The organism is Stenotrophomonas ginsengisoli, assembly GCF_001431485.1.
Taxonomy (GTDB): domain Bacteria; phylum Pseudomonadota; class Gammaproteobacteria; order Xanthomonadales; family Xanthomonadaceae; genus Stenotrophomonas; species Stenotrophomonas ginsengisoli.
This window is the reverse complement of sequence record NZ_LDJM01000016.1, coordinates 52,212-75,196: the sequence shown is the minus strand read 5'-3', so window position 1 is coordinate 75,196 and position 22,985 is coordinate 52,212. Positions and strand designations below refer to the sequence as shown.

Sequence of the window (22,985 nt, the reverse complement as noted above, 5' to 3'; positions counted from 1 at the left end):
GGCGGCGGCGGCGGCGGCGGGGCATCCACCAGCGTCACCATCACGGTGCGTTCTTTTTCAGCAGCGGCCTTGGGAGCCACAGCCGGGATCAGCAGCAGCATCAGTGCAGCCAGATGCAGTGCAATTACGAAAGCGTAGCCGACAATGCGAGGCCAGCTCAGGCCTTTGTCAGCGGCGGTTTCGTGCCTGTTGAAAACCAGTTGTTCCGTCATGCGCCTAAGAGCTCATTGTTGGGGCCGGGGCAACACAAGGGCTGCCCCAGGTTCAGCGGTGCATGACACCGCACGAACCTCCAAGCTTATACCAATCCTGAGTACCTGCGCACACTTGTAGCAGGCATTCAGGCGTTATTCCTACTTACTTCAGGTTGATGATTTTCTGTGCATCTTCCGGCTTGCGCAGCCCACCCTTGGCAATGGCCTGGCGGGCAGCCTCGCGTGCTTCCGGGATCCGACCCTCGCCATGCAGGACACGTGCCAGGTTCAGATAGGTCTCACCGTTGGGCGAAAGCGGTGCAGCCTTCTGCCAGGCTTCGATGGCCTGCGGAACGCGCTCGGTGAAGTAGTAGGACTGTGCCAGTGCCAGGTAGACCTGGTGGTCTTCCTTCAGCACGCCCTTGGTCAGGCCTTCGTTGATGACCTCGATGACCTTGTTTTCGGAATTTTCGGTATTGGCGTAGATCGAGTACAGCTGGCGGTACTCGCGCTCTTCGGTCAGCTGGCCAGCGGCGCGCAGCTTTTCCATCACCGCCGCGGCCTGGTCCATCTGGTCAGTCTGCATGTACATGCTGGCCAGGTTGATCTGGGCACGCTTGTCTTCCGGATTGCGCTCGGCAATCTGGCGGGCCACGGCCACCGCTTCGGCGCCCTGGTCATTGCTGGAATAGGCTGCCATCAGCAGCTGGTTCCACTGGTCCTTCGGCTCGGTGGAGGCGGCGATGGCCTGCTGCAGCACCGGAATGGCCTCGGCATAGCGCTCGGTCTGGTACAGCGCCTGGCCCTTGATGATCAGGTCTTCGGCACGCTTGGAACTGCTCTCGGTGAAGAACTTGTCAAGATTCGCCAGGCCGACGTCGTACTGCTCGTCCTGCAGCTGAAGCTGGGCCAACATCAGCAGCGCCTGCAGATGGCCGTTGTTGTCCAGGCCATTGAGTTCCACCGCCTGCTGCAGATAGGTCTTGGCAGCGGCGCTGTCGTCCGTGTTGTAGGCAGCCTGGGCAGCCAGCTGGGCAGCAACCGACTTGTCATAGGCATTGGCGCCGTCGGTGGCGAGGATTTCGTCACCCAGGGTACGGGTCTGCTCGAAATCGTCCTTGTTGTACGCGGCGAACAGCTTGTTCAGCTTGCTCTGCAGACGGCTGGAAGCCTTGGCTTCCGGCTCGACACGGGTCGCTTCCGGGAACAGCACTTCCGGCTTTGCTGCCTGGCGGTTGCCCCGGTTGCCACGCTCGGACGAACGCGACTGGGCGGCGGCATCAACAATCACCGCACCGCTCAACGCGGTGGCAATGACAACGGAAAGCAATACTTGCTTATGGCTGCGGAATAGCATGGAAGGACCTCGTACTGGCCGCCATCAATGGCAGGGGATGGGTTGCCCGCGGCAACAGGGCGTCAAACGTAGCAGAAACTGGGTGTGCAAGAAATCGCACTTTGAGGCGATTTTAATATCTATACGTTTTAGCCACAGCGTGGATTGCGCCCTGCCGCACGTGCCTGCTGGTAAACCGGCTGCAAACCGGGGGCATCGGCTGCCAACTTGCTGATCCGGTTGCTGGGATCAGGATGGGTGGACATCCATTGCGGCGAGCGCGAATCACTGGCCGCCTGCATGTTGCGCCACAGGTCCACGGCCTGGGCCGGGTCAAAACCGGCCTGGGCCATCAGACGCTGGCCCACGACATCGGCCTCGCTTTCCTGCTGGCGCGAATTGGGCAGCAGGAACCCCGCCTGGGCACCAATGCCACCAAGTTGTCCCACGGTCTGCCCGGCCGCATCACCATAGGCACCGCCGACCAGGGCACTGAGCACGCTCAAGCCGACCTGGGTGCCCATCTGCCGGGTGATGCGCTCGTCATGGTGGTTGGCCACCACATGCACGATTTCATGCGCGACAACTGCCGCCAGCTGGTCCTGGTTGGTGGCCACCTTGAAGATGCCGGTATTCACGCCAACCTTGCCACCCGGCAGGGCGAACGCATTGGCGCTGTCATCCTGGAACAGGGCCACTTCCCAGGCCACCGCACGCTGCTGTTCGGGCAACTGGGCCACCAGCGCATTGACCACGCAACGCACGTAGGCATTGGAGCGGCTGTCGGTGGAAAGTTTCTGCTTGCTTTTGGCCTCGGCAAAAGCCTGGGCCCCCATCTGGTTGAGCTGGGCCTGGGAAACCGCACCGGTGGCCTGGCGGCGGCCGGTCGGGGAGGTGGTGGTCGCGCAGCCGGCAACAACAGCCGCTGCGGTCAGCATCAGGACTATGCGCTTCATCGAAAAGCTTCCAGGTTGACCGTGCGCAGTGTGACTTACTGCACATCGGGTTGCAGTCAAATTGTCGTCAGATCAGCTGGCACTTAAGCCAAGCATCAGCATGGTCAAGGCCACGCCATTGTTGATGGCATGCGCCACGATCGGCGCCAGCAAGGTGCCGGTACGCTGGTACAACCAGGCAAACACGGCGCCCATGCCGCCGTACACCAGCCACAGCTGCAGCATTGCCGCCCACCCATGGTCACCGAGGCCCGGGATTTCATGTGACAGCGCGAACAGCAGGCTGCTCAACACGATGCCCGGCAGCACCATCCCGGCCGCAGCCAGGCGCCCGAACAGCACGCGACGGAACAGCAGCTCCTCGTAAAACGGGGCCAGGCCCACGGCAAACAACACCAGCAGCAGCGGGTACTGCGCACGCGCCTGTTCCATCAAGGCCATGTTGCTGGGCGTAGGTTGGTCGGTGAACTGGGCAAACAGCCAGGACACCAGGCTGCTGCCCAGAAACACGGCGGCCCCTGCCAGCAGCGTCCAGCCCCAGGTCGACGAACGGTAGATGGCCTGCAACGAGGCCATTTTTTCCGCGTCGCTGGCGCGGCGGCGCAGCAGGTACAGCAGCACCGCGGTGCCACCGGTGGCAATCACCGCCATCGCCATTTGTACCAGTACGCCCGGTGTGGCCATGTCCAGGCCACGGGCGGCGGCAATCAGTGCCCAGATCACGCCACCAGCCAGGCTCAGGATCAGCGTCAGGCCAATGGCAAACAGGGTGTCGGCGGCAAAGCCCAGCCAGGCCGCACTGCGACCGGCAGCGGCAGGAGTGGGCGACAACGGTGACGGGCTCGGCTTCATTGCAGTACGTCCATGAACAACGGGGGCCTTGCGGCCCCCGGTCAATCAGATATCCAGGTTGGCGACCTTGAGCGCGTTGTCTTCGATGAAGTCACGCCGCGGCTCCACCACATCGCCCATCAGGGTGCTGAAGATCTGGTCAGCGGCCACCGCATCCTCGATGCGCACCTGCAACAGGCGGCGGGTGTCCGGGTTGACCGTGGTATCCCACAACTGTTCCGGGTTCATTTCACCCAGGCCCTTGAATCGCTGGATCTGGCGGCCCTTCTTGGCCTCGTCCATCAACCAGCCCTGGACCTGCGAGAAGCGCTCCACTTCGATGGACTTCTGCCCACGCGACAGGCGTGCGCCCGGACGGATCAGCCCGTGCAACAGCTTCTGCGCTTCATGGATGGCCTTGAGCTCGCCGTTTTCGAACACGGCCAGCGGCAGCTCCTGCTCCTGCACTTCCCCCATGTGGGTACGGAAGATGCTGATCCACGGACCACGCTCGCCCTGGGCTTCATTGAGCACCAGGCGGAAACGCGGCGCGCCCAGCGGGCCGGTATTGAGCGAGGCGGCCAACTGGTCCAGGCCCTGGCCGGCACCGCGCAGGTGATCGATGTCGATCGGGGTGTAATCCACCAGTGCCTGCAGCAGGTGGCGGTCATAGCGGTGGGCATTGCGCTCGATCGCGGCCTGGGCGTTGCTGTAGGTCAACAGCAGTTTTTCCAAGGCCACGCCTTCGATCCCGGGCTCACCGGCCGCCGGTACCAGGCTGGCATTTTCCACCGCGCTGGAGGCCAGGTAGGCATCCAGAGCCGGGTCATCCTTCAGGTACAGCTCGGTCTTGCCCTGCTTGATCTTGTACAGCGGCGGCAGGCCGATGTAGACGTAACCACGCTCGATCAGCTCCGGCATCTGCCGGTAGAAGAAGGTCAACAGCAGCGTACGGATGTGCGCACCGTCGACGTCGGCGTCGGTCATGATGATGATCTTGTGGTAACGCAGCTTGTCCGGGTTGTATTCGTCCCGGCCGATGCCCGTACCCAGCGCCGTGATCAGGGTGCCGACCTGGTCAGAGGACAGCATGCGGTCAAAGCGCGCACGTTCCACGTTGAGGATCTTGCCGCGCAGCGGCAGCACCGCCTGGTTCTTGCGGTTGCGCCCCTGCTTGGCCGAACCGCCTGCCGAGTCACCCTCGACGATGAACAGTTCAGACAGGGCCGGATCCTTTTCCTGGCAGTCGGCCAGCTTGCCCGGCAGGCCGGCAATGTCCAGCGCGCCCTTGCGGCGGGTCAGGTCGCGCGCCTTGCGGGCCGCCTCGCGGGCACGCGCCGCGTCGACGATCTTGCCGGCAATGGCCTTGGCTTCGGTCGGGTTTTCCTGCAGGAATTCTTCCAGGCGCGCACCGAAGGCGTTTTCCACCGCCGGGCGCACGTCGGAGCTGACCAGCTTTTCCTTGGTCTGGCTGGAGAAGCTCGGATCCGGCACCTTCACCGAGAGCACGGCGATCATGCCTTCGCGCATGTCATCGCCGGTCAGGCTGATCTTGGCCTGCTTGGCGATGCCGTTCTGCTCGATGTAGTTGTTCAGCACACGGGTCAGCGCGCCACGGAAACCGGCCAGGTGGGTACCGCCATCCTTCTGCGGGATGTTGTTGGTGAAGCAGTACATCGTTTCCTGGTAGGCGTCGGTCCACTGCAGCGCCACTTCCACAGTGATGCCGTTGTGCTCGCCGGTCACCGCGATCACGTTCGGATGCAGCGGATTCTTGACCTGGGCCAGATGCTCGACGAAGGAGCGGATACCGCCCTCGTAGTGGAAATCGTCACGACGCCCTTCACCACGCTCGTCGGCCAGGACGATCTTGACCCCGGAGTTCAGAAACGACAGTTCGCGCAGGCGGCGGGTCAGGATTTCGTAATGGAACTCGACGTTGCCGTGGAAGGCGACGGTGGACGGCCAGAAGCGCACGGTGGTGCCGCGCTTGCTGGTTTCCCCGACCTTGGTCAACGGGCCCTTGGCGGCACCATCGGCGTATTCCTGGTGGTAGTGGAAGCCGCCCTGGAAGATATCCAGGGTCAGCTTCTGCGACAGTGCATTGACCACCGACACGCCCACGCCGTGCAGGCCACCGGAAACCTTGTAGCTGTTGTCGTCGAACTTGCCGCCGGCATGCAGCACGGTCATCACCACTTCGGCCGCGGAAACCTCGCGGCCGAGCTTGGCGCTCATCTGCTCGTGCTTGCCCACCGGGATGCCACGGCCGTTGTCGGACACCGACACCGAGCCATCGGCATGGATGGTCACGGTGACATTGTCGGCATGGCCGGCCAGCGCTTCGTCGATCGAGTTGTCGACAACCTCGAACACCATGTGGTGCAGACCGGTGCCGTCGTGGACATCACCGATGTACATACCGGGACGCTTGCGTACAGCCTCCAAGCCTTCCAGTGCAGTAATGCTGTTGGCGTCGTAAGTGCCGTTGCTCGTCGGGGTGATGTTCTGTTCTTCGCTCATTGCGCTTGCCACAGGCTCCGCATGATGGGCCGGGGCACATCCGGTGCCCGGTCCTGGAAAGGGGATTACGCCCCGATTATACCAGCGTGGCCCGCCCCGCCCTCGCCGGTCGTTCCGCCGCCCGGCAGCACCTCGCCGTCGTGTTCCACGTGGAACACCGAAACCGGCCGGCCCACAAACGCCGGCGGTACTTCGGTTGCGGTGACCAGCACCTGGGCCTGGGTGGCCTGCAGGAAATCCAGGATCCGCCCCTGATGGTGACGGTCCAGCTCCGAGCCCAGATCATCCAGACACAGCACCGGCCACTGGCCACGCTCCTGGGCAAAATCGGCGGCCTGGGCCAGCAGGCAAGCCAACGCGGTGAGTTTTGCCTGGCCACGCGACAACACTTCGCGCCCGCTCAGCGCCGAATACAGGACAGTCCAATCGGCCCGGTGCGGCCCCACCGAGGTGAAGCCCTGCTGCCGATCACGCTCCTGGGCCAGCAGCAGCGCATCGGCCAACGGCATCTCCTGCCGCCGCCATCCGGGATGGAAATCCAGGCCTCGCACCTCCAGCCCGGGGGCCAGGGTCGCAGCCAACGGCACCAGCTTGTCCTGCATCCGGCTCAGATATTGCGTCCGGGCGGCCGTCAACGGCTCCCCGACCTGGGCCAGTTCCTGATCCCAAGCGGCCAGCGCATGCCGGCTGGCTCCCTGCTTGAGCAGGGCATTGCGTTGTTTCAGTGCCCGCGAATAGCGCCGCCACAATGGGGTGAATCCGGGTTCGACGTGGAACAGGCCCCAATCCAGAAAGCGACGACGCGGTTCACTGCCACCGCTGATCAGGATATGGCTGCCCGGCTCGAAGGTGACGACAGCCAGCGCTGCGCACAGTTGACCAAGCTGGGCCACATCCTCGCCATCCAGCCGCGCCGTCCAGTCCTGCCCGGCATGACGCAGGCCACCGCGATGTTCGATGCCCTGCCCCGTCTGCTCGCTCCAGTGGACGAAGACTTCCAGCGCCGCCTGACCCTGCCGGATCAAACCATCACGTACCCGGCCGCGAAAACTGCGGCCGTAGGAAATCAGATGCAGGGCTTCCAGATAACTGGTTTTGCCGATGCCGTTGTCGCCGACCAGCAGGTTGATGCCGGAAGCGGGAGACCACTGCCCTTGCTCGAAACGGCGGAATTGTCCAACAGCCACACGCTGAACTTGCATCGGAAATCAGCACGGCGGCCAGAACGGAAAGCAGCACTTTACCACCCCACTCCCCTCCGATTTCTGCACACAGATCGGTGCAACGCGCCGCACAGACCAACCGAGCTCTGGAAAATCCATCCGGCATGGATAAAAAAAGGCCAATGCAGGGACAAAGCCTTGGATAACAACAGCCGTAGAGCCCCGGTTCCTGTGGATAAAAGGAGGACTCTCAGCCACCTGAAAAGTTATCAACAGGCAATACCCCATCACCAGGGGCAGTTCTCCCCTGCCCTTTCAGGGCTACTTTCGTCAGAAAAATCATAGATTTGCCTTGATTTTTGACGAAATCCACAGCCCCCATGCTCCACCTAGCTTTAGATTTATAGTCAATCTGAAGCATGGCTAGGCAAACCGTACGCCGCTGCCTGCAGGGAAGATCCTCTCTGGATTGCAGCGACTGCAATAATCGCGAAATCTGCTGCAGGACAGCCCCCCTGCCCCGCAGAATTCGCCACAACGGCGGCCTTGACTGCACGCCTCCCTGGAATCCACCCGCGGTTTGCAGCCCTGCCGGTTTCCACCCCGTGAAATACGTGCAATCTGGTCGGTATCGGCTACAACGCCTGCGCAGATTTCGCCAAATTCACGCTCTGCGCTGACAACGGCGCAATCCACAGGGGCTGATCTTTTCGTCAGCGGGGTCAAACACCGCGCAGACGGTCTGTATCCAATCGCCTCGCCTGCTGCGTGCTTGTCCAATCTGCTTTGCGGTTTCGAAAAACAGAGCAGAAGCGCGCTGGAAGTGACTGATTTCCAGCAGCAATTCCCGTGGCTACTGCGCAGATTTCACGACATTGAGCTGCAAGAAACCCGGCTTGCGCCGGGTTTCTTGACTACGTTCCACGTGGAACATCCGGTCACAGACGCAGCGGCATCACCACGTGACGGGACTTCTCGTTGGATGCTTCACGCACCAGTGCAGAGGAGTTGGAATCCCGCAACTGGATCACCACCTGCTCGTCGCGCAGGGCCGACAGTGCATCCAGCAGGTAGTTCACATTGAAGCCGATGGCCAGGTCAGACACCTGGGTATCGACTTCGATTTCGTCCTGGGCTTCTTCCTGTTCCGGGTTGTGCGCGCTGATTTTCAGCTGGCCCGGCGACACTTCGACACGGACGCCGCGGTACTTTTCGTTGGACAGGATCGCCGCACGCTGCAGCGATGCCTTCAACAGCTCACGATCCACGGTGACCAGGCGGTCTGCACCAATCGGCACCACCGCTTCGTAGTCCGGGAAGCGGCCATCGATCAGCTTGGAGGTGAACATGGCATCGTCACGCTTCATGCGGATGTGGCTGCGGCCGATTTCCAGCTCGATTTCGCGATCGCCGCCTTCCAACAGACGCTGCAGCTCAGTCACGCCCTTGCGCGGCACGATGATCTGACGCTTGTTGCCGGTACCGGTTTCCAGGGTGGTTTCACACAGGGCCAGGCGGTGGCCATCGGTGGCCACGCAGCGCAGCAGGGTATCGCGGACATCAAACAGCAGGCCGTTGAGGTAGTAACGAACGTCCTGCTGGGCCATCGCAAAGGAGGTCCGTTCGATCAATTCCTTCAGGGTTGCTTCGCTGATAGCAATGCGGTCGGTGGCTTCCACTTCGTCAACCGACGGGAAGTCATTGGATGGCAGGGTTGCCAGGGTGAAACGGCTGCGGCCGGCCTGCACGGTGACCTTGTCACCGGTCTGGGAGACGGTGACCCGGCTACCGTCGGGCAATGCACGCACGATATCGAACAGTTTGCGTGCAGGAATCGTGGTTTCACCGTCCTGTGCATCTTCCACAGTGATACGGGAAACCATTTCGACCTCCAGATCGGTGCCGGTCAGCGAAAGCTGGCCGTTGTTGACCTGGACGAGGAAGTTGGCCAGCACCGGCAGGGTTTGACGGCGCTCTACCACGTTGACCACTTGTGCCAACGGCTTGAGAAAAGCTTCGCGCTGGAGAGAAAAACGCATGTGGTTCGGTGCCCCTATGCTTTAAAAGATGTGGAATAAATCAAAAGCTTGGTGGTGCTGGTATCGCTGGATAACCCTGAGTTTGCTTCTAACTCTTTGATTTACATCTGTTTTAAAGGCCTACAACCCTATGGATGGTTGACCTTGAAGCCGCGGGGGAGTTTGTGGATAACTTTTCAGTGTCGCAGCGCCTGCTTTTTATCCACAGATTTTCCTCCCCTTGCCACCGTACTGTGCACCAAGTTGTGCGGTGACGTGCGCCGGAGCAACCGGCATCATTCGCTGAGCTTGCGGATCAGCTTGTCCCAGTCTTCGCGCAGCTTGCCGTCGGTCTCCATCAGCAGCTTGATCTGCCGGCAGGCGTGCAGCACGGTGGTGTGGTCGCGGCCGGCAAAGGCATCGCCGATTTCCGGCAGGCTGTGCTCGGTCAGTTCCTTGGTCAGGGCCATGGCCACCTGACGCGGCCGGGCCAGCGAACGGGTACGGCGCTTGGACAACAGGTCCTTGATCTGCAGGCCGTAGTAATCGGCGACAGTTTTCTGGATGTTGGGAATGGAAATGGCTTGCTGCTGGGCACGCAACAGATCGCGCAGGGTTTCCTGGGCAAACTCGGTGGTGATGGCCCGGCCGGTGAAGTTGGCGCGTGCGGTCAGCGTGTTCAGTGCCCCTTCCAGGTCACGCACGTTGGAGCGCATCTTCTTGGCGATCAAGAAGGCCACGTCATCGGGAATTTCGGCACCGCGTTCGCGGGCCTTGGCCAGCACGATGGCGGCACGGGTCTCGAAGTCCGGCGGCTCGATGGCCACCGACAGGCCCCAGGCCAGGCGCGACTTCAGGCGTGCTTCCAGGCCTTCCACTTCGCGCGGATAACGGTCACAGGTCAGGATGATCTGCTGCTTGCCGTCAAACAGGGCGTTGAAGGTGTGGAAGAACTCTTCCTGGGTGCGGTCCTTGCCGGCAAAGAACTGGATGTCATCGATCAGCAGCGCGTCCACTTGCTGGAACTGGCGCTTGAACTGGTCCATGGTCTTTTCCTGCAACGCACGGATCATCGCGCTGAAGAACTGCTCCGAGCGCAGGTAGAGCACGCGTGCGGCCGGGTTGACCTGGCGCATGGCATTGCCGGCGGCCAGCATCAAGTGGGTCTTGCCCAGGCCGGTGCCGCCGTACAGCAGCAACGGGTTGTGGGCACGGTCACCGGGCTTCTGCGCTGCCTGGAAGGCAGCGGCCAGGCCGAGCTGGTTGCTGCGGCCTTCCACGAAGTTGGCGAAGGTGTAGTGCGAATCCAGGTTGCCATTGAACGGCAGCGGTGCCGGTGCAGGCGCCGCTGCAACGGTGACCGGCGGCGGCAGCGGTTCGACCGCCTTGGGCCGCGAACCGATCTCCAGGTTGACCTCGGTGTGCCCGGCAAAATAATGCACAAGCTCCCGGATGCGCGGCAGGTAACGCTCGCGGACCTGCTCGACGATGAAGGCATTGGGCGCATACAGCACCGTTGCGTCGTCACGCACGTCCGCCTGCAGCGGCTTCAACCAGGTGTGGACATCCTCGGGCGGGAATTCCGCTTCGAGGCGTTCTAGACAGCGGGACCAGACATCCATGGACAATTCATCAATAGCACGGCGCGCACAGGCGCCCGATAGCGCGCCGCACGTCCTGCCAAGTCAAGGGAAACGGGTCATCAGACTACCACCGGACGTAGCCGCCGTGAATGCTCTATCCACAGTTATTCACAATCCCATCCACAAGGTTTGCACAGGCAGATGAATGGAAATGTCAAGTGTTCCTTGACAGAACAAGGGGTTGACCTGTAGATTTGCCGGTTCTATCCGTCTCACTCCTAACAGAGGCCCCCTATGGCCACGAAGCGCACTTTCCAACCCAGCAACCTCAAGCGCAAGCGCGATCACGGCTTCCGTGCCCGTATGGCAACTGCCGACGGTCGCAAGATCCTGTCGCGTCGTCGTGCCAAGGGCCGCAAAGTCCTCAGCGCTTGATCGCGCCGCCGCCGCTGGCGGCAGTTGCGAACAACACGACTGTGAACGCTACTGACCCGTGCAAGCGATTTCCTCGCTCTGCGCGGGTTCGTACGCGTCCGGAATACAGTACCGTCTTTGACGGCGCCCGACGGGTGTCCGATCCCTTGATGACTGTCCACTGGCTTCGCGGGGAAAACCCGGCGCGGCTGGGCTTGGCTGTATCCCGCAAAGTGGATACCCGGGCCGTGGGCCGGAATCGGATCAAGCGTGTACTGCGTGACGCTACACGCCATCTGCGTTGGCAGATGGTGGGTGGCGATTTTGTCGTGGTCGCTCGAGCAGCTGCCAAGACGGCCAGCAATGATGAGATCCGTCAGTCGTTTGAACGACTGCTTCGCCGTGCCGGTGCGTTGCCGCCAGCCGGTGCCGAGGTCACAATCGCCTCGCCAGGGAACACTGCTTCCCTCCCCATGAACACGCCGGGATCCACGCCCGGCTGAGTCGAGCCTGCAGATGAACCAGACCCGTGTATTTCTGATTTTCGCCTGGATGGCGGTAGCGGTCCTGTTGTGGATGGCCTGGAACCGCGAGCAAGTCGCACCAGCCACCCCGGCGACCACCACCCAGACCACCGTCCCTTCGGGTACGACGGCCGCTGTGCCGGCGGCAGTGCCGGGTTCGGGCGTTCCGCAGGCCAATGCCGATGGCAGCGTCGTGGCTGAAACGGCCGTTGTTGCCAACACCAGCGCACCGCGCGTGCGTGTGGTCACCGACGTTCTGGACCTGGAACTGGACGGTGGCACCATCGACCAGGCCCGTCTGCTGGCTTACCCGCAGAGCAAGGCCGAAGGCGCCGCCCCGGTGGAACTGTTCTCCAACCAGTCCGGCAATCCGTACAGCGCGGTGACCGGCTGGGCCAGCGAGAAGGGCTCGGCCGTGCCGGAAGCGGCCGGTTTCCGTGTTGAAGGGGCGACCAGCTACACCCTGGCCGACGGCGAGCAGTCGCTGGTGGTGCCGTTTGTGTGGACCAGCGCCGACGGCGTGAGCATCCGCCGTACCTACACCTTCAGCCGTGGCAGCTATGCCATTGCCGTGCGCGATGAGGTCAGCAATGACGGCGCCGGCACCTGGCAGGGTTATGTCTACCGTCGCCTGCAGCGCGTGCCGCCGACCATCTCCAAGGGCATGACCAACCCGGATTCGTTCTCCTTCAATGGTGCGACCTGGTACAACGACGCCTACGAGCGCCGTGCCTTTGACAAGGATTACCTGGACGACGGCAACCTGAACCAGGTGGTGGAAGGCGGCTGGCTGGCCATGCTGCAGCACCACTTCTACAGCGCCTGGATCCCGCAGCAGGACCAGACCTCGCTGTTCCAGCTCAACCGTGACGGCGCCAGTTACAGCATCGCTGCCAATGGCCCGGGCTTCACCGTGGCCCCGGGGCAGACGGTCAGCACCGAAGGCCGCCTGTGGGTGGGCCCGAAGCTGGTGGACCAGATCAACGCCCAGGACGTGAAGGGCCTGGACCGCGTGGTCGATTACAGCCGCTTTGACACCATGGCACTGATCGGCAAGGGCCTGTTCTGGGTCCTGGACAAGGTTCACAACCTGGTGCAGAACTGGGGCTGGGCCATTGTCGGCCTGGTGATCCTGCTGCGCCTGGTGATGTTCCCGCTGTCGGCCGCCCAGTTCCGCTCCGGTGCCAAGATGCGCGCCGTGCAGCCGCGCATTGCCCAGCTCAAGGAGCGTTATGGCGAGGACCGCCAGAAGTTCCAGATGGCGATGATGGACCTGTACAAGAAGGAGAAGATCAATCCGCTGGGTGGCTGCCTGCCGCTGCTGATCCAGATGCCGATCTTCTTCGCCCTGTACTGGGTGCTGGTGGAATCGGTGGAGCTGCGTCAGGCCCCGTGGTTTGCCTGGATCCAGGACCTGACCGCACGTGACCCGTACTTCATCCTGCCGATCATCAACGTCGCAGTGATGTGGGCCACGCAGCGCCTGACCCCGATGAACGGCATGGACCCGATGCAGCAGAAGGTGATGATGTTCATGCCGCTGATCTTCGGCGTCATGATGGCCTTCATGCCGTCCGGCCTGGTGCTGTACTGGGTGGTCAACGGTGGCCTGGGTCTGCTCCAGCAGTGGCTGATGATCCGCAAGTATCCGGCGCCGGCCGCAGCAGCAGCCAAGTAAGTGCCAAGACAAACCCGCCACCCGGCGGGTTTGTTTTTTCCACTGCGACAATATTCCCGAATCCCTTGGGGCAGTTGGCCTGCCACGCCACCATCCCCGTTTTCTCCACCAGGTTATCCACAGACATGTCGAGCGCTTCCACGACCATCGTTGCCATTGCCACCGCGCCGGCCCAGGGCGGGGTGGGCATTGTGCGGGTGTCCGGCCCGCAGGCCCTGGCCATTGCCCACGGGTTGGGCATCGCCGGGCTGCAACCGCGGCAGGCGCGCTATGCGCGCTTCCGCGATGCCGGCGGTGAGGTCATCGACGATGGCATTGCCCTGTATTTCCCCGGCCCGGCCAGTTTCACCGGTGAGGATGTGCTGGAACTGCAGGGCCATGGCAGCCCGGTGCTGCTGGCTGCACTGCGCAGTGCGTGCTGTGCGCTGGGGGCGCGCCTGGCCCGGGCAGGGGAGTTCAGCGAGCGCGCCTTCCTGAACGGAAAACTGGACCTGGTCCAGGCCGAGGCCATTGCCGACCTGATCGCTGCCGGTGACCTGCGCGCGGCGCGGGCTGCCCGGCGTTCGTTGGACGGGGTGTTCTCGCGCCGCATCGACGAGGCGGGCGAGCAGCTGCTGCACCTGCGCATCCATGTCGAAGCGGCCATCGACTTTGCCGACGAACCGCTCGATACCCTGGGCGGCAGCCAGGTGCGCCGTGGTGTGGCCAACGTGCGCGAGCAACTGCAGCAGCTGCGCCAGGCGGCCGAACGCGGGCGCAAGCTGCGCGATGGCCTGCACGTGGTCCTGCTGGGCCCGCCCAATGCCGGCAAGAGCTCGCTGCTCAATGCCCTGGCCGGCAGTGAGCGGGCCATCGTCACCGATATCGCCGGGACCACCCGCGACGTACTGCGCGAGACCATCCGTATTGATGGCCTGGAGCTGACCCTGGTCGATACCGCCGGCCTGCGCGAGGGCGGCGATGCGATCGAACGCGAAGGCATGCGCCGGGCCGAGGCGGAAACCCGCCAGGCCGATCTGGCCCTGGTGGTACTGGATGCGACCGATCCCCAGGCTGGCCTGGCGGCGGTGGCACAGGCGCTGGACGGGGTGCCGCAGCGTTTGTTGATCCACAACAAGGCCGATCTGCTGGCCGCCTGGCCGGACGATGCTGCCGATGACCAGGTCTGGGTCTCGGCCCGCACCGGGCAGGGCCTGGACAGCCTGCATGCCCGCCTGTCGGCACTGGCCGGGCAGGGCAGTGGCGAGGCCATGAGCGGGGAGTTTTCAGCGCGCGAGCGCCATGTGGCGGCCATCGCCCTGGCCCAGGAACACCTGGAGCTGGCGGCCGCCGAGTTGGAACATGACGTGCTCGAGCTGGCCGCCGAACAGCTGCGCCTGGCCCATGACGCGCTGGGTGAGATCACCGGGCGGATGACCGCCGACGACCTGCTGGGAAAAATCTTCTCCAGTTTCTGCATCGGCAAGTAAACTGCGCACCACATCAGGGTTTCCCGAAGCGGTCACATCGCTTGGGCAGACTGCACCCAGTGTCTTTCAGGGGATTTGGACGTGGCTGGCAAGTTGTGTGTGCGACAGGCGGTACGTGGTGTGATGTTGGCGGCATTGGTGTCCTGTGGAGGACCGTTGATGGCCCAGGTAGTCCCCGATGCACGGATCTACGCCCACCGCGGCGCCAGTGCGCTGCTGCCCGAGCACACCCTGGCCGCCTATGCCCAGGCCATTGCCGATGGCGCCCATTACATCGAGCTGGATCTGGTGCCCAGCAAGGATGGGGTGCTGGTGGTACGCCACGAAAACGAACTGTCCGGCACCACCGATGTGGCCGAGCACCGCCAGTTCCGCGACCGCCGCACCACCAAGCAGATCGACGGGCAGCCGGTGGAAGGCTGGTTCAGCGAGGATTTCAGCTGGGCCGAGCTGCAACAGCTGCGCGCCCGTGAGCGCCTGCCCGAACTGCGCGGTACCACGTTTGATGGCCAGTTCCGGATTGCCCGCCTGGAAGAAGTGATTGCCCTGGTGGTGAGCCAGGCGGCGCGCAGCGGGCGCGGCATCGGCCTGGCCCCGGAGCTCAAGCACCCGGCGTATTTCCGTGGCCTGGGCTTGCCTCTGGAAGAGCGGGTGCTGGAGGTGCTGGGCGCCGATTCCTATACGCGCGTGGCACCGCTGGTGATCCAGTCCTTCGAGGCTGACAGTCTGCGTCGCTTGCGCCTGCAGGTCCCCAAGGGCGGCAACATCGCCCTGTTGCAGCTGGTGGGCCCGGACCAGGCCGGCCTGCTTGACGATGCGGGGCTGGCCGCGATGGCCACCTATGCCGATGTACTGGGCCCGGACCGTGAGCATGTGATTGCGCGTCAGGCCGATGGCCGCCTGTCATCGCCTGGCGATCTGGTCCAGCGCGCGCACCGGGTCGGTCTGCAGGTGGTGCCGTGGACCTTCCGTCCCGAGCAGCCCTACCTGCCGGCAGGCCTGCCGCGCAGCGGTGAGGGGCTGCGTCAGGAAGCGGCGGCGGTGGCCGAGATGCAGGCCTATCTGGCCACCGGCATCGACGGGCTGATGACCGATGACCCGGCGCTGGGCGTGCGGGCCCTGCAGGCCGGCCAACCCGACTGACGCCGAGTCGGGCAACGGCCTTGCGTCAACGCGGTGGATCTTCGCTGGTCGGGCTGTCCGGACTGGCCCCCGGGCGCCGGAACGGCAGCACCACGCCGTAGGCCTGGGCGGCTGGCCGCTGCCACAACACCGGCACATCCTGCGCGGCACGCTGTTCCAGGCTTTCATCCAGCCCATGTTCGGCCAGTGCGGCTTCTTCCTCCAGTTCCCAGCTGTAGCGCTGGCGGGGCGGGCGCGGGTCGGTGTTGCGCAGGAGCAGGCCGGCGATGATGCCGGCCACGGCCCCCCCGAGGTGGGATTGCCAGGAAATGCCCGGCTCGCCGGGCAGCACCGTGAGCAGCATCGAGCCATAGAACAGCACCGCGATCATGCCGGTGGCGATGGCCGCGCGGTCACGCCGCAGCAGGCCCAGGGTGAGCAGCAGGAACATCAGGGCATGGGTCAGGCCACTGGCGCCCAGGTGATGGCTGCCGGTGCTGCCCAGCAACCAGGCACCAATGCCACCGCCGATCCACAGCAGGGGCAGGGCGCGCAGGCTGGCCTTCGGGTACACGCTGCCGGCCAGGGTGCCCAGGATCAACAGGGCGCTGGCGTTGGCGGCCAAATGCTTGAGCGAGCCATGCAGCAGCGGGGCACCGAGGATGCCGAGCAGGCCGGGCAGGGTCTGCGGGGCCACCGCAAAGGCGCGCCAGTCCAGCTGCTGCTGGGCGGCAAAGCAGGCCACCAGCACTGCCACCAAGGCCAGTGAGGTATTGAAGGCGCGCCACAGCTTGCGCCGGTCATGCAGGGCCTGGGCGGCCGGATCGAGGTTGTCCATGCTCCATCGATGGCGGCGGCCGGGGCCGGTTGCAAGGGCAGCATGGCTGGAACACTGTCGTGCCCAAACGACAACGGGCCGGCATGGCCGGCCCGTTGCGGGGAACATCACAAGGGGATCAGCCCTTGGCCGAGTCGTCCTTCGGCGGGATCTTCAGGCTCAGGATCATGGTGATGACCAGGATCGAGAACACCACACCCAGCGACACCGGGACCGGGATCTTGTAGATGTCGATCAGCAGCATCTTGATGCCGATGAAGCCCAGGATGATCGACAGGCCGTACGGCAGCAGGTGGAAACGGTCGGCCATGCCGGCCAGCATGAAGAACATCGCACGCAGGCCCAGCACCGCGAACACGTTGGAGGTCAGCACGATGAACGGGTCGGTGGTGATGGCGAAGATGGCCGGGATCGAGTCCACCGCGAAGATCACGTCGGTGACGGCGATCAGCACCAGGACCACGAACATCGGGGTGAAGTAATTCACACCGTTCTTCTCGACCATCAGGTTGTTGCCGTTGTACTCGTTGCTGATCTTCAGGTGCTTGCGCATCAGCTTCAGCGCCGGATTGTCGTTCAGGTCCGGCTCCTCACCGTGGGCCGACCACATCTTCCAGCCGGTGAACAGCAGGAAAGCACCGAACACGTACAGGATCCAGTGGAACTGGTTGACCAGGGCGGCGCCGGCGAAAATCATGATCGTGCGCAGGAAGATTGCACCGATGATGCCGATGATCAGCACCTTCTGGCGCTGGATTTCCGGCACCGAGAAGTAGCCCATGATCAGCAGGAAGACAAAGATGTTGTCCACCGCCAGGGCTTTTTCGATCAGGTAGCCGGTCAGGAACTGCAGGCCCAAGGTGTTGGCGGTGGCCACGTCCACCGTTTCCTTCAGGTAGTACCAGAGGCCGGCATTGAAGGCCAAGGCGAGCAGGATCCAGCCGATGGACCACCACAGGGCTTCCTTGAAGGTGACCTTGTGCGGGCCGCCATGGCGCATCAGCACCAGGTCAGCGAGCAGGGCGGCGATGACGACGACAGCGAAGCCGCCCCAGAGCCACGGATTACCGATTGTTTCCATGAGAATTTCCAGTCATGTGCAGGTGAGGGTCAAACCACACAGGGCAGATCTGGACACGGATCGGAAGGGATCGGGACAGAGCTTCGCCTGGGCGGCGAAGGTCTCGCTCACAACCAGGCCGGGCCTGATTGCCGTTGCACCGGAGCCATCCAGCTCGAATTGACGGCGACAACGTCTGGGAGCTACTCCCCTTCTGGGGGCCGATTCTGCCCGTGCAGCCGCGTGTGGTCAATGAACGCAGCCGATTGTCGGTGCACTGGCGTGACCTGCGCGTCGCTACAATAGGCAGATGAATACTGCCTACCCCATCGTACGCCTCAAGAATGCGTGGCGCTCCAGCCACCCGTGGATCTTCCAGAAACTGGTCGAGAAGCCGACCGTGCGCCCCAAGCCGGGCAGCATCGTCGATGTGGTCGGCGTGGATGGCGAATGGATCGGCCGCGGTTTCTACAATGGCCATTCGCGTATCGCCCTGCGCATCCTGGAAACCCAGCAGGACGTCGAGGTGGACCAGGAGTGGTTCAACCGCAAGATCGCCATGGCGGTCCAGCTGCGCCGCGACGTGCTCAAGCTGGACGGCATCTCCAATGCCTGGCGCGTGGTGCACAGCGAAGGTGATGGCATCTCCGGCCTGGTGGTGGACCGTTACGATGACCTGATCGTGGTCGAGTTCTTCTCTGCAGGTGCCTTCCGTCACCGCGAGTGGATCTACGAGGCCCTGCGCGCCCAGTTCCCGGGCTGCCGCTTCCACAGCTTTGCCGACGAACATGTGCAGAAGCAGGAAAGCTTCGATTTCCACGGCAACACCACCACCGAACCGGCGGTGATCACCGAGTACGGGGTGAAGTTCCGTGCCGACCCGGCTGGCGCGCACAAGACCGGTTTCTTCGCCGACCAGCGCGAAAACCGTGAGTGGCTGAGCCAGCAGGTGGAAGGCAAGAGCGTGCTGGACCTGTGCTGCAACACCGGTGGTTTTGCCGTGTATGCCGCCGCCCGTGGTGCTTCTGAAGTGCTGGGCGTGGACATTGACCAGGACGTGATCCAGATCGCCAAGGGCAATGCCAAGCTCAACAACGTCAAGCCGAAGTTCGTCCAGGCCGACATCTTCCCGTGGCTGCGTGATGCGGCCAACCGGGGCGACCAGTTCGACGTGGTGATCCTGGACCCGGCCAAGATGACCCGCGACCGCGACCAGGTCATCGGTGCGCTGAAGAAGTACCTGGACATGAACAAGCTCGCCCTGGGCGTGGTCAAGCCGGGCGGCCTGTTTGCCACCTTCTCCTGCACCGGCCTGGTGGCCGAGGACCAGTTCCTGGACATGCTGCGCCGTGCGGCCTACTTCTCCGGCCGCACCATCCAGATCCTGAAGGTGGCCGGCGCCGGCGCCGACCACCCGTTCATGGCCCACGTGCAGGAATCGCGTTACCTCAAGGCCGTGTTCTGCCGCGTGGTGGACTGACCCGCCCGGCTTTTCGCGCCGGCCCTGCAACAGGGCCGGCGTTGTTGGTTCATGTCCTGTCGGTGGTAATGGACTGCACCAGGGCATCGCCCATGCGCTGCAGCAGGGCCTGGTCATCCTCGCTCAAGTGACGCGGGGCATCATCGACGATGCACAGGCTGCCGATCACCTGCCCCAGGTGGCGTAGCGGTACCCCGGCATAGAAGCGCAGCCCGTGCTGCTGCACCACGGCCATGTCCATCATGCGTGGGTCGCTGAGCAGGTCATCGATCACCAGCGGCGCGTCTTCCTCCACCAGGTGGGTGCAGATCGTGTTGCCGCGGGCCATTCCCCCCGGCAGGGCGGCCAGTGGCAGCAGGGCGCCAGGGGCAAATACCGTGTCCGCATCGATCCACGAGACCTGGGCATAGCGGGTATCGAAGGCATTGGCGGCCTTGCGGGCGGTATCGGCATACAGCCGGTAGTGACGCCGGTCCAGGGCACCGGCGTCGGCCAGCGCGGCCAGGCGGGCGGTTTCATCGGCCTGTTCTTCCTCCACAGGGGAGGCGCTGATGGCCAGGCGCGCCTGCAGCAGCAACTGCAACTGGCCGATGCCGGTGGCCTGCAGCAAGGCATCGGTTGGCGTGGTGCCGGTCTGGGCATTCCACGGCAGGGCAATCAGCACACAGCCCGGATGCAGCCGCTGCAGGCGGCCACGCAGCTTGTCCAGTTGCGCGGCCGGATCGGGATGGAACACGGACAGGCACACGATGTCGCCGGCGCGCAGGGGCAGGGCGGCCACGGCGGCCTGGCCGGCGCCCAGCGGGGCTGCCGGGGCCAGGGCATCGAACCGGTGGTGGCGCAGGGCATGGGCCGCCATGCTGGCGGCAAAGGCATCGATCTCCCAGCGCGCGCCAATGCAGTGCACGCGGCGTCCTGCGCTGGTCGGATTGGCTGCCGGCCAGGCCTCGCGCAGCTCCTCCAGTACGGTGGTCATGCCGCTGGCCAGGCGCAGCCGGTGGCTGGCGGTGGCCAGGTCGGCGTGCTGGCTGCTGGCCAGGCGCAGTACCGGCAAGCCCACCTGGTCATAGAAGCTGGTCAGGGCCGAGGCCACCTCGGCGGCGGTGTCCTCTTCATCCAGGCGCTCCTGCACCTGTTCCAGGGCCAGGTCGGCAGCTTCTTCGCTGTTGCCGGCGAGCAGGCGCTGATACAGCCGGTGCGGCACATCCAGGACCGGTTCGGTGCCCAGCAGGGCCTGCATGAAGCGCAGGGCCGGGACGTAGCGACCCAGCACCAGCAGGCAGACGGTGAGCGGGGTGGACAGGATCAGCCCGATCGGCCCCCACAGGGTGGTCCAGAACGTTGCGGCCACGATGATGGACAGGGTCGACAGACCGGTCGAACTGCCATACAGCCAGGGCTCGATCACGTTGTTGCTGATCAGCTCCAGCGCGGCAATCAGGCCAAGCGTCCACAGCACCATCGACCAGCCCGGATCCACCGCAAAGGCCAGGGCCAGCGGGAACACCGCCGAGATCAACGGCCCCAGGTAAGGAATGAAGCGCATCACCGTGGCCAGCGCGCCCCACAACAAGGCGCCGGGTACCCCGATCATCCACAACCCCACCGCCATGGGGATGCCGTAGCTGGCGTTGACGATCAGCTGCATGCGCAGGTAACGGCCGATGCGGGTGGTGGCCTCGTGCAGGGCATCGGTGGCCAGGTGCAGGTTGCCTCCCCCCATCAGGCGCAGCACGCGGTCACGCAGGCTGTCGCGGTCCAGCAGGATCAACACCACCAACAGGGCCACGATGCCGGCGGTGGCCACCGGGCCACCGATGCGTTGCAGCCATTGCAGGGCATCGGCGACCGGGCCGGGGGAGCTGGAGACCACCCGTACCGGATGCACCTGCGGGTCATCCTTGACCGTCTGGTCGATCTGCTTCTGCAGCAAGCCGAAGGTGTTGACCGCGCCATCCCACGAACTGGGCCCGCCCAGCTGCCGGCGCAGGTCCACCACCTTGGTGGTGATGGTGTCCTGGTAGCCGGGGAGGTCGGCACTGAGCTGGCGCAGCTGACCGGTGAGGTAGGCACCGGCGGCGATGATCAAGGCCAGGGCGGTGGCCGAGACCAGGGCCACCGCCGGGGCCCGCGGCAGCCCCCAGCGCTTGAGCCGACAGACGGCCGGATCGAGCAGGAAGCCGAGAAAGGCGGCCAAGGCGATCGGGATGATCAGCTCGCGGCCCACATACAGGGCCAGGATCACCAGGGCGGCAATCAGCAGCCCGGCGGCCACACGCAGCGCAGGCACCAGTTCCAGCAACGGCAGCAGGGCGTGCTGTGGGCTGTGGTCCGCTGCCGGTGGGGAAGGGCGGGAGGCGGTTTGCGGGTTGTGGGGCATGGCCATGACCGTGCGGGTGACCTGCCGATGCTAGGAACCGGCGTGATACAGGTCGTGAAGCACGTGTCAGCAGCCGGTGCGGGGGGGCATACTCGGGGTTCACATCTGGCGTCTGCCATTCCCGTTGGCCTCAATCCGGAGTCACCATGATCTTGTCCCGCCTGCCGCTGTTGATCGGTCTTGCCCTGGCCTTGCCGGCGACCAGCCTGGCTGCTGAATTCACTGCCAAGGAGCTGGCCGATGCCCGCGCGCTGCAGGCGCGCATCCTGACCCTGGACAGCCATCTGGACACGCCGTCCAATTTCGAGCGCCCGGATTTCGACATCCACAAGGATTACAGCGGCAACGGCATCTCCCAGGTGGACCTGCCGCGCATGCAGCGCGGCCTGCTTGATGGTGGCTTCTGGGTGGTCTACACCGGCCAGGGCGACCGCCAGCCGGCCACCCTGGTCGCCGACCGTGATGCCGGCCTGATGCGCCTGTTGGCCATCCACACCACCGTGGCGGCCAACCGCGACACCTTCGAACTGGCCCGCACCGCGGCCGATGCCGCGCGCATCAAGGCGGCCGGCAAGCGCGTGGTCTACATCTCGATGGAGAACGCCAGCCCGCTGGAGCAGGACCCGACCCTGCTCAGCTATTACCACCGTGCCGGCTTGAGCATGCTCTCCATCACCCACACCAAGAACAATGGTTTTGGTGATTCGGGCACCGACAAGGCCGAGTGGAACGGGCTGAGCCCGGCCGGCCGCGCGCTGGTGGAAAACGCCACCCGGATGGGCATCGTGATCGACCAGTCGCATGCTGCCGATGCGGTGTTCGATGACCTGGTCAAGCTGTTGCCGGTGCCGTTCGTGCTCTCCCACACCTCGGCCAAGGCGGTGTATGACCACCCGCGCAACATCGATGATGCGCGCCTGCGCCAGCTGGCGGCCAAGGGCGGGGTGATCCAGGTCAACGCCTATGGCGGTTACCTGATCGACACCCATGCCAGCGCCGAGCGCAAGGCCGCCGAGAACGCCCTGGAGCAGGGCCTGGGTGGCTGGCGCGGGATGACCATGGCCTCGGGCGTGGAGCTGGCGGCCGGCATGGCCAGGCTGGACCACGAGCATCCGGTGACCAAGGCCACCGAGGATGACTACTTCCAGCACCTGGAGCACATCCTGAATGTGGTGGGCCCGGACCACGTCGGCATCGGCATGGACTGGGACGGTGGTGGTGGCCTGGTCGGCCATGACGACATCACCAACCTGCCGCGGATCACCGCCTGGTTGCTGCGCAAGGGCTACACCGAGCAGCAGATTGCCAACATCTGGGGTGGCAACGTGCTGCGCGTGATGGAGCAGGTCCAGGCCCATGCCAAGGCGCAGGCCGGCAGCTAAGCCCTGCCGTACGCCGACATGAAAAAGGGCAGGC

Annotated in this window: 18 protein-coding genes and 1 pseudogene; 7 read left to right on the top strand and 12 right to left on the bottom strand. The window is 64.2% G+C overall.

The features are described from left to right. The 9 genes and pseudogenes from ABB30_RS06850 to dnaA form a co-directional block, all read right to left on the bottom strand. A pseudogene (locus ABB30_RS06850) lies at positions 1-212 on the bottom strand (energy transducer TonB); the annotation flags it as partial. Between the two features lie 145 nt (positions 213-357). After that, on the bottom strand, positions 358-1,551 hold the full coding sequence (locus ABB30_RS06845) for a tetratricopeptide repeat protein (protein ID WP_057637568.1): 1,194 nt from the start codon (positions 1,549-1,551) through the stop codon (positions 358-360). 128 nt (positions 1,552-1,679) lie between these two features. Continuing rightward, the gene (locus tag ABB30_RS06840) at positions 1,680-2,486 is read right to left on the bottom strand and encodes a M48 family metallopeptidase (protein WP_057637567.1); all 807 of its coding nucleotides are present in this window, start codon (positions 2,484-2,486) and stop codon (positions 1,680-1,682) included. Between the two features lie 72 nt (positions 2,487-2,558). Then, complete coding sequence (locus ABB30_RS06835; protein WP_057637566.1) at positions 2,559-3,338, bottom strand: CPBP family intramembrane glutamic endopeptidase; 780 nt, start codon at positions 3,336-3,338, stop codon at positions 2,559-2,561. A 45-nt stretch (positions 3,339-3,383) separates the two neighbouring features. After that, positions 3,384-5,840 (bottom strand): DNA topoisomerase (ATP-hydrolyzing) subunit B, encoded by a 2,457-nt coding sequence (gene gyrB / locus ABB30_RS06830; protein ID WP_057637565.1) that lies wholly within the window; start codon positions 5,838-5,840, stop codon positions 3,384-3,386. 65 nt (positions 5,841-5,905) lie between these two features. After that, positions 5,906-7,042, bottom strand: a complete 1,137-nt coding sequence (recF, locus tag ABB30_RS06825) for a DNA replication/repair protein RecF (RefSeq protein WP_057637564.1) — start codon at positions 7,040-7,042, stop codon at positions 5,906-5,908. 211 nt (positions 7,043-7,253) lie between these two features. Continuing rightward, positions 7,254-7,424 carry a hypothetical protein gene (locus ABB30_RS16490; protein WP_161808842.1) on the bottom strand — a complete coding sequence of 57 codons (171 nt, stop codon included), beginning with the start codon at positions 7,422-7,424 and terminating at the stop codon, positions 7,254-7,256. Positions 7,425-7,941: 517 nt separating this feature from the next. After that, complete coding sequence (gene dnaN / locus ABB30_RS06820; RefSeq protein WP_057637563.1) at positions 7,942-9,042, bottom strand: DNA polymerase III subunit beta; 1,101 nt, start codon at positions 9,040-9,042, stop codon at positions 7,942-7,944. A 275-nt stretch (positions 9,043-9,317) separates the two neighbouring features. Then, entirely contained in the window at positions 9,318-10,643 is a 1,326-nt protein-coding gene (gene dnaA, locus ABB30_RS06815; protein WP_057637562.1) for a chromosomal replication initiator protein DnaA, read from the bottom strand. 255 nt (positions 10,644-10,898) lie between these two features. Between dnaA and rpmH the strand changes: the two genes are divergently transcribed. The 5 genes from rpmH (at position 10,899) to ABB30_RS06800 (ending at position 15,832) form a co-directional block, all read left to right on the top strand. Next, positions 10,899-11,039: a 50S ribosomal protein L34 gene (gene rpmH / locus ABB30_RS15740; protein ID WP_083489746.1), complete on the top strand. Its 141-nt coding sequence runs from the start codon at positions 10,899-10,901 to the stop codon at positions 11,037-11,039. A gap of 41 nt (positions 11,040-11,080) precedes the next feature. Beyond that, the gene (gene rnpA / locus ABB30_RS15735; RefSeq protein WP_083489745.1) at positions 11,081-11,521 is read left to right on the top strand and encodes a ribonuclease P protein component; all 441 of its coding nucleotides are present in this window, start codon (positions 11,081-11,083) and stop codon (positions 11,519-11,521) included. Positions 11,522-11,534: 13 nt separating this feature from the next. Further along, a complete protein-coding gene (gene yidC, locus ABB30_RS06810) occupies positions 11,535-13,220 on the top strand; it encodes a membrane protein insertase YidC (protein ID WP_057637561.1) in 1,686 nt (561 codons plus the stop codon). Positions 13,221-13,345: 125 nt separating this feature from the next. Beyond that, positions 13,346-14,689 (top strand): tRNA uridine-5-carboxymethylaminomethyl(34) synthesis GTPase MnmE, encoded by a 1,344-nt coding sequence (gene mnmE / locus ABB30_RS06805; RefSeq protein WP_057637560.1) that lies wholly within the window; start codon positions 13,346-13,348, stop codon positions 14,687-14,689. A gap of 159 nt (positions 14,690-14,848) precedes the next feature. Then, on the top strand, positions 14,849-15,832 hold the full coding sequence (locus tag ABB30_RS06800; protein WP_245626444.1) for a glycerophosphodiester phosphodiesterase family protein: 984 nt from the start codon (positions 14,849-14,851) through the stop codon (positions 15,830-15,832). Positions 15,833-15,857: 25 nt separating this feature from the next. Here ABB30_RS06800 and ABB30_RS06795 read toward each other — a convergent pair whose 3' ends face one another. Both ABB30_RS06795 and ABB30_RS06790 read right to left on the bottom strand, forming a co-directional pair. Beyond that, positions 15,858-16,649, bottom strand: a complete 792-nt coding sequence (locus ABB30_RS06795; protein ID WP_057637559.1) for a rhomboid family intramembrane serine protease — start codon at positions 16,647-16,649, stop codon at positions 15,858-15,860. Between the two features lie 118 nt (positions 16,650-16,767). Next, entirely contained in the window at positions 16,768-17,730 is a 963-nt protein-coding gene (locus tag ABB30_RS06790) for a TerC family protein (protein WP_057637558.1), read from the bottom strand. A gap of 289 nt (positions 17,731-18,019) precedes the next feature. On the opposite strand from ABB30_RS06790, the gene ABB30_RS06785 reads away from it, so the two are divergent. Further along, positions 18,020-19,189 carry a class I SAM-dependent rRNA methyltransferase gene (locus ABB30_RS06785; RefSeq protein WP_057637557.1) on the top strand — a complete coding sequence of 390 codons (1,170 nt, stop codon included), beginning with the start codon at positions 18,020-18,022 and terminating at the stop codon, positions 19,187-19,189. 49 nt (positions 19,190-19,238) lie between these two features. Here ABB30_RS06785 and ABB30_RS06780 read toward each other — a convergent pair whose 3' ends face one another. Beyond that, entirely contained in the window at positions 19,239-21,569 is a 2,331-nt protein-coding gene (locus ABB30_RS06780) for an AI-2E family transporter (protein ID WP_057637556.1), read from the bottom strand. A 146-nt stretch (positions 21,570-21,715) separates the two neighbouring features. Between ABB30_RS06780 and ABB30_RS06775 the strand changes: the two genes are divergently transcribed. Beyond that, complete coding sequence (locus ABB30_RS06775) at positions 21,716-22,951, top strand: dipeptidase (RefSeq protein WP_057637555.1); 1,236 nt, start codon at positions 21,716-21,718, stop codon at positions 22,949-22,951. The last annotated feature ends 34 nt before the right edge of the window (positions 22,952-22,985 follow it).

Excerpts from the sequence above, each read along its gene's own strand:
- ABB30_RS06845 (WP_057637568.1), bottom strand. The coding sequence starts at position 1,551 with ATGCTATTCCGCAGCCATAAGCAAGTATTGCTTTCCGTTGTCATTGCC.
- ABB30_RS06840 (WP_057637567.1), bottom strand. The coding sequence starts at position 2,486 with ATGAAGCGCATAGTCCTGATGCTGACCGCAGCGGCTGTTGTTGCCGGC.
- ABB30_RS06835 (WP_057637566.1), bottom strand. The coding sequence starts at position 3,338 with ATGAAGCCGAGCCCGTCACCGTTGTCGCCCACTCCTGCCGCTGCCGGT.
- gyrB (WP_057637565.1), bottom strand. The coding sequence starts at position 5,840 with ATGAGCGAAGAACAGAACATCACCCCGACGAGCAACGGCACTTACGAC.
- recF (WP_057637564.1), bottom strand. The coding sequence starts at position 7,042 with ATGCAAGTTCAGCGTGTGGCTGTTGGACAATTCCGCCGTTTCGAGCAA.
- ABB30_RS16490 (WP_161808842.1), bottom strand. The coding sequence starts at position 7,424 with ATGCTTCAGATTGACTATAAATCTAAAGCTAGGTGGAGCATGGGGGCT.
- dnaN (WP_057637563.1), bottom strand. The coding sequence starts at position 9,042 with ATGCGTTTTTCTCTCCAGCGCGAAGCTTTTCTCAAGCCGTTGGCACAA.
- dnaA (WP_057637562.1), bottom strand. The coding sequence starts at position 10,643 with ATGGATGTCTGGTCCCGCTGTCTAGAACGCCTCGAAGCGGAATTCCCG.
- rpmH (WP_083489746.1), top strand. The coding sequence starts at position 10,899 with ATGGCCACGAAGCGCACTTTCCAACCCAGCAACCTCAAGCGCAAGCGC.
- yidC (WP_057637561.1), top strand. The coding sequence starts at position 11,535 with ATGAACCAGACCCGTGTATTTCTGATTTTCGCCTGGATGGCGGTAGCG.
- mnmE (WP_057637560.1), top strand. The coding sequence starts at position 13,346 with ATGTCGAGCGCTTCCACGACCATCGTTGCCATTGCCACCGCGCCGGCC.
- ABB30_RS06800 (WP_245626444.1), top strand. The coding sequence starts at position 14,849 with ATGGCCCAGGTAGTCCCCGATGCACGGATCTACGCCCACCGCGGCGCC.
- ABB30_RS06795 (WP_057637559.1), bottom strand. The coding sequence starts at position 16,649 with ATGGACAACCTCGATCCGGCCGCCCAGGCCCTGCATGACCGGCGCAAG.
- ABB30_RS06790 (WP_057637558.1), bottom strand. The coding sequence starts at position 17,730 with ATGGAAACAATCGGTAATCCGTGGCTCTGGGGCGGCTTCGCTGTCGTC.
- ABB30_RS06785 (WP_057637557.1), top strand. The coding sequence starts at position 18,020 with ATGAATACTGCCTACCCCATCGTACGCCTCAAGAATGCGTGGCGCTCC.
- ABB30_RS06780 (WP_057637556.1), bottom strand. The coding sequence starts at position 21,569 with ATGCCCCACAACCCGCAAACCGCCTCCCGCCCTTCCCCACCGGCAGCG.
- ABB30_RS06775 (WP_057637555.1), top strand. The coding sequence starts at position 21,716 with ATGATCTTGTCCCGCCTGCCGCTGTTGATCGGTCTTGCCCTGGCCTTG.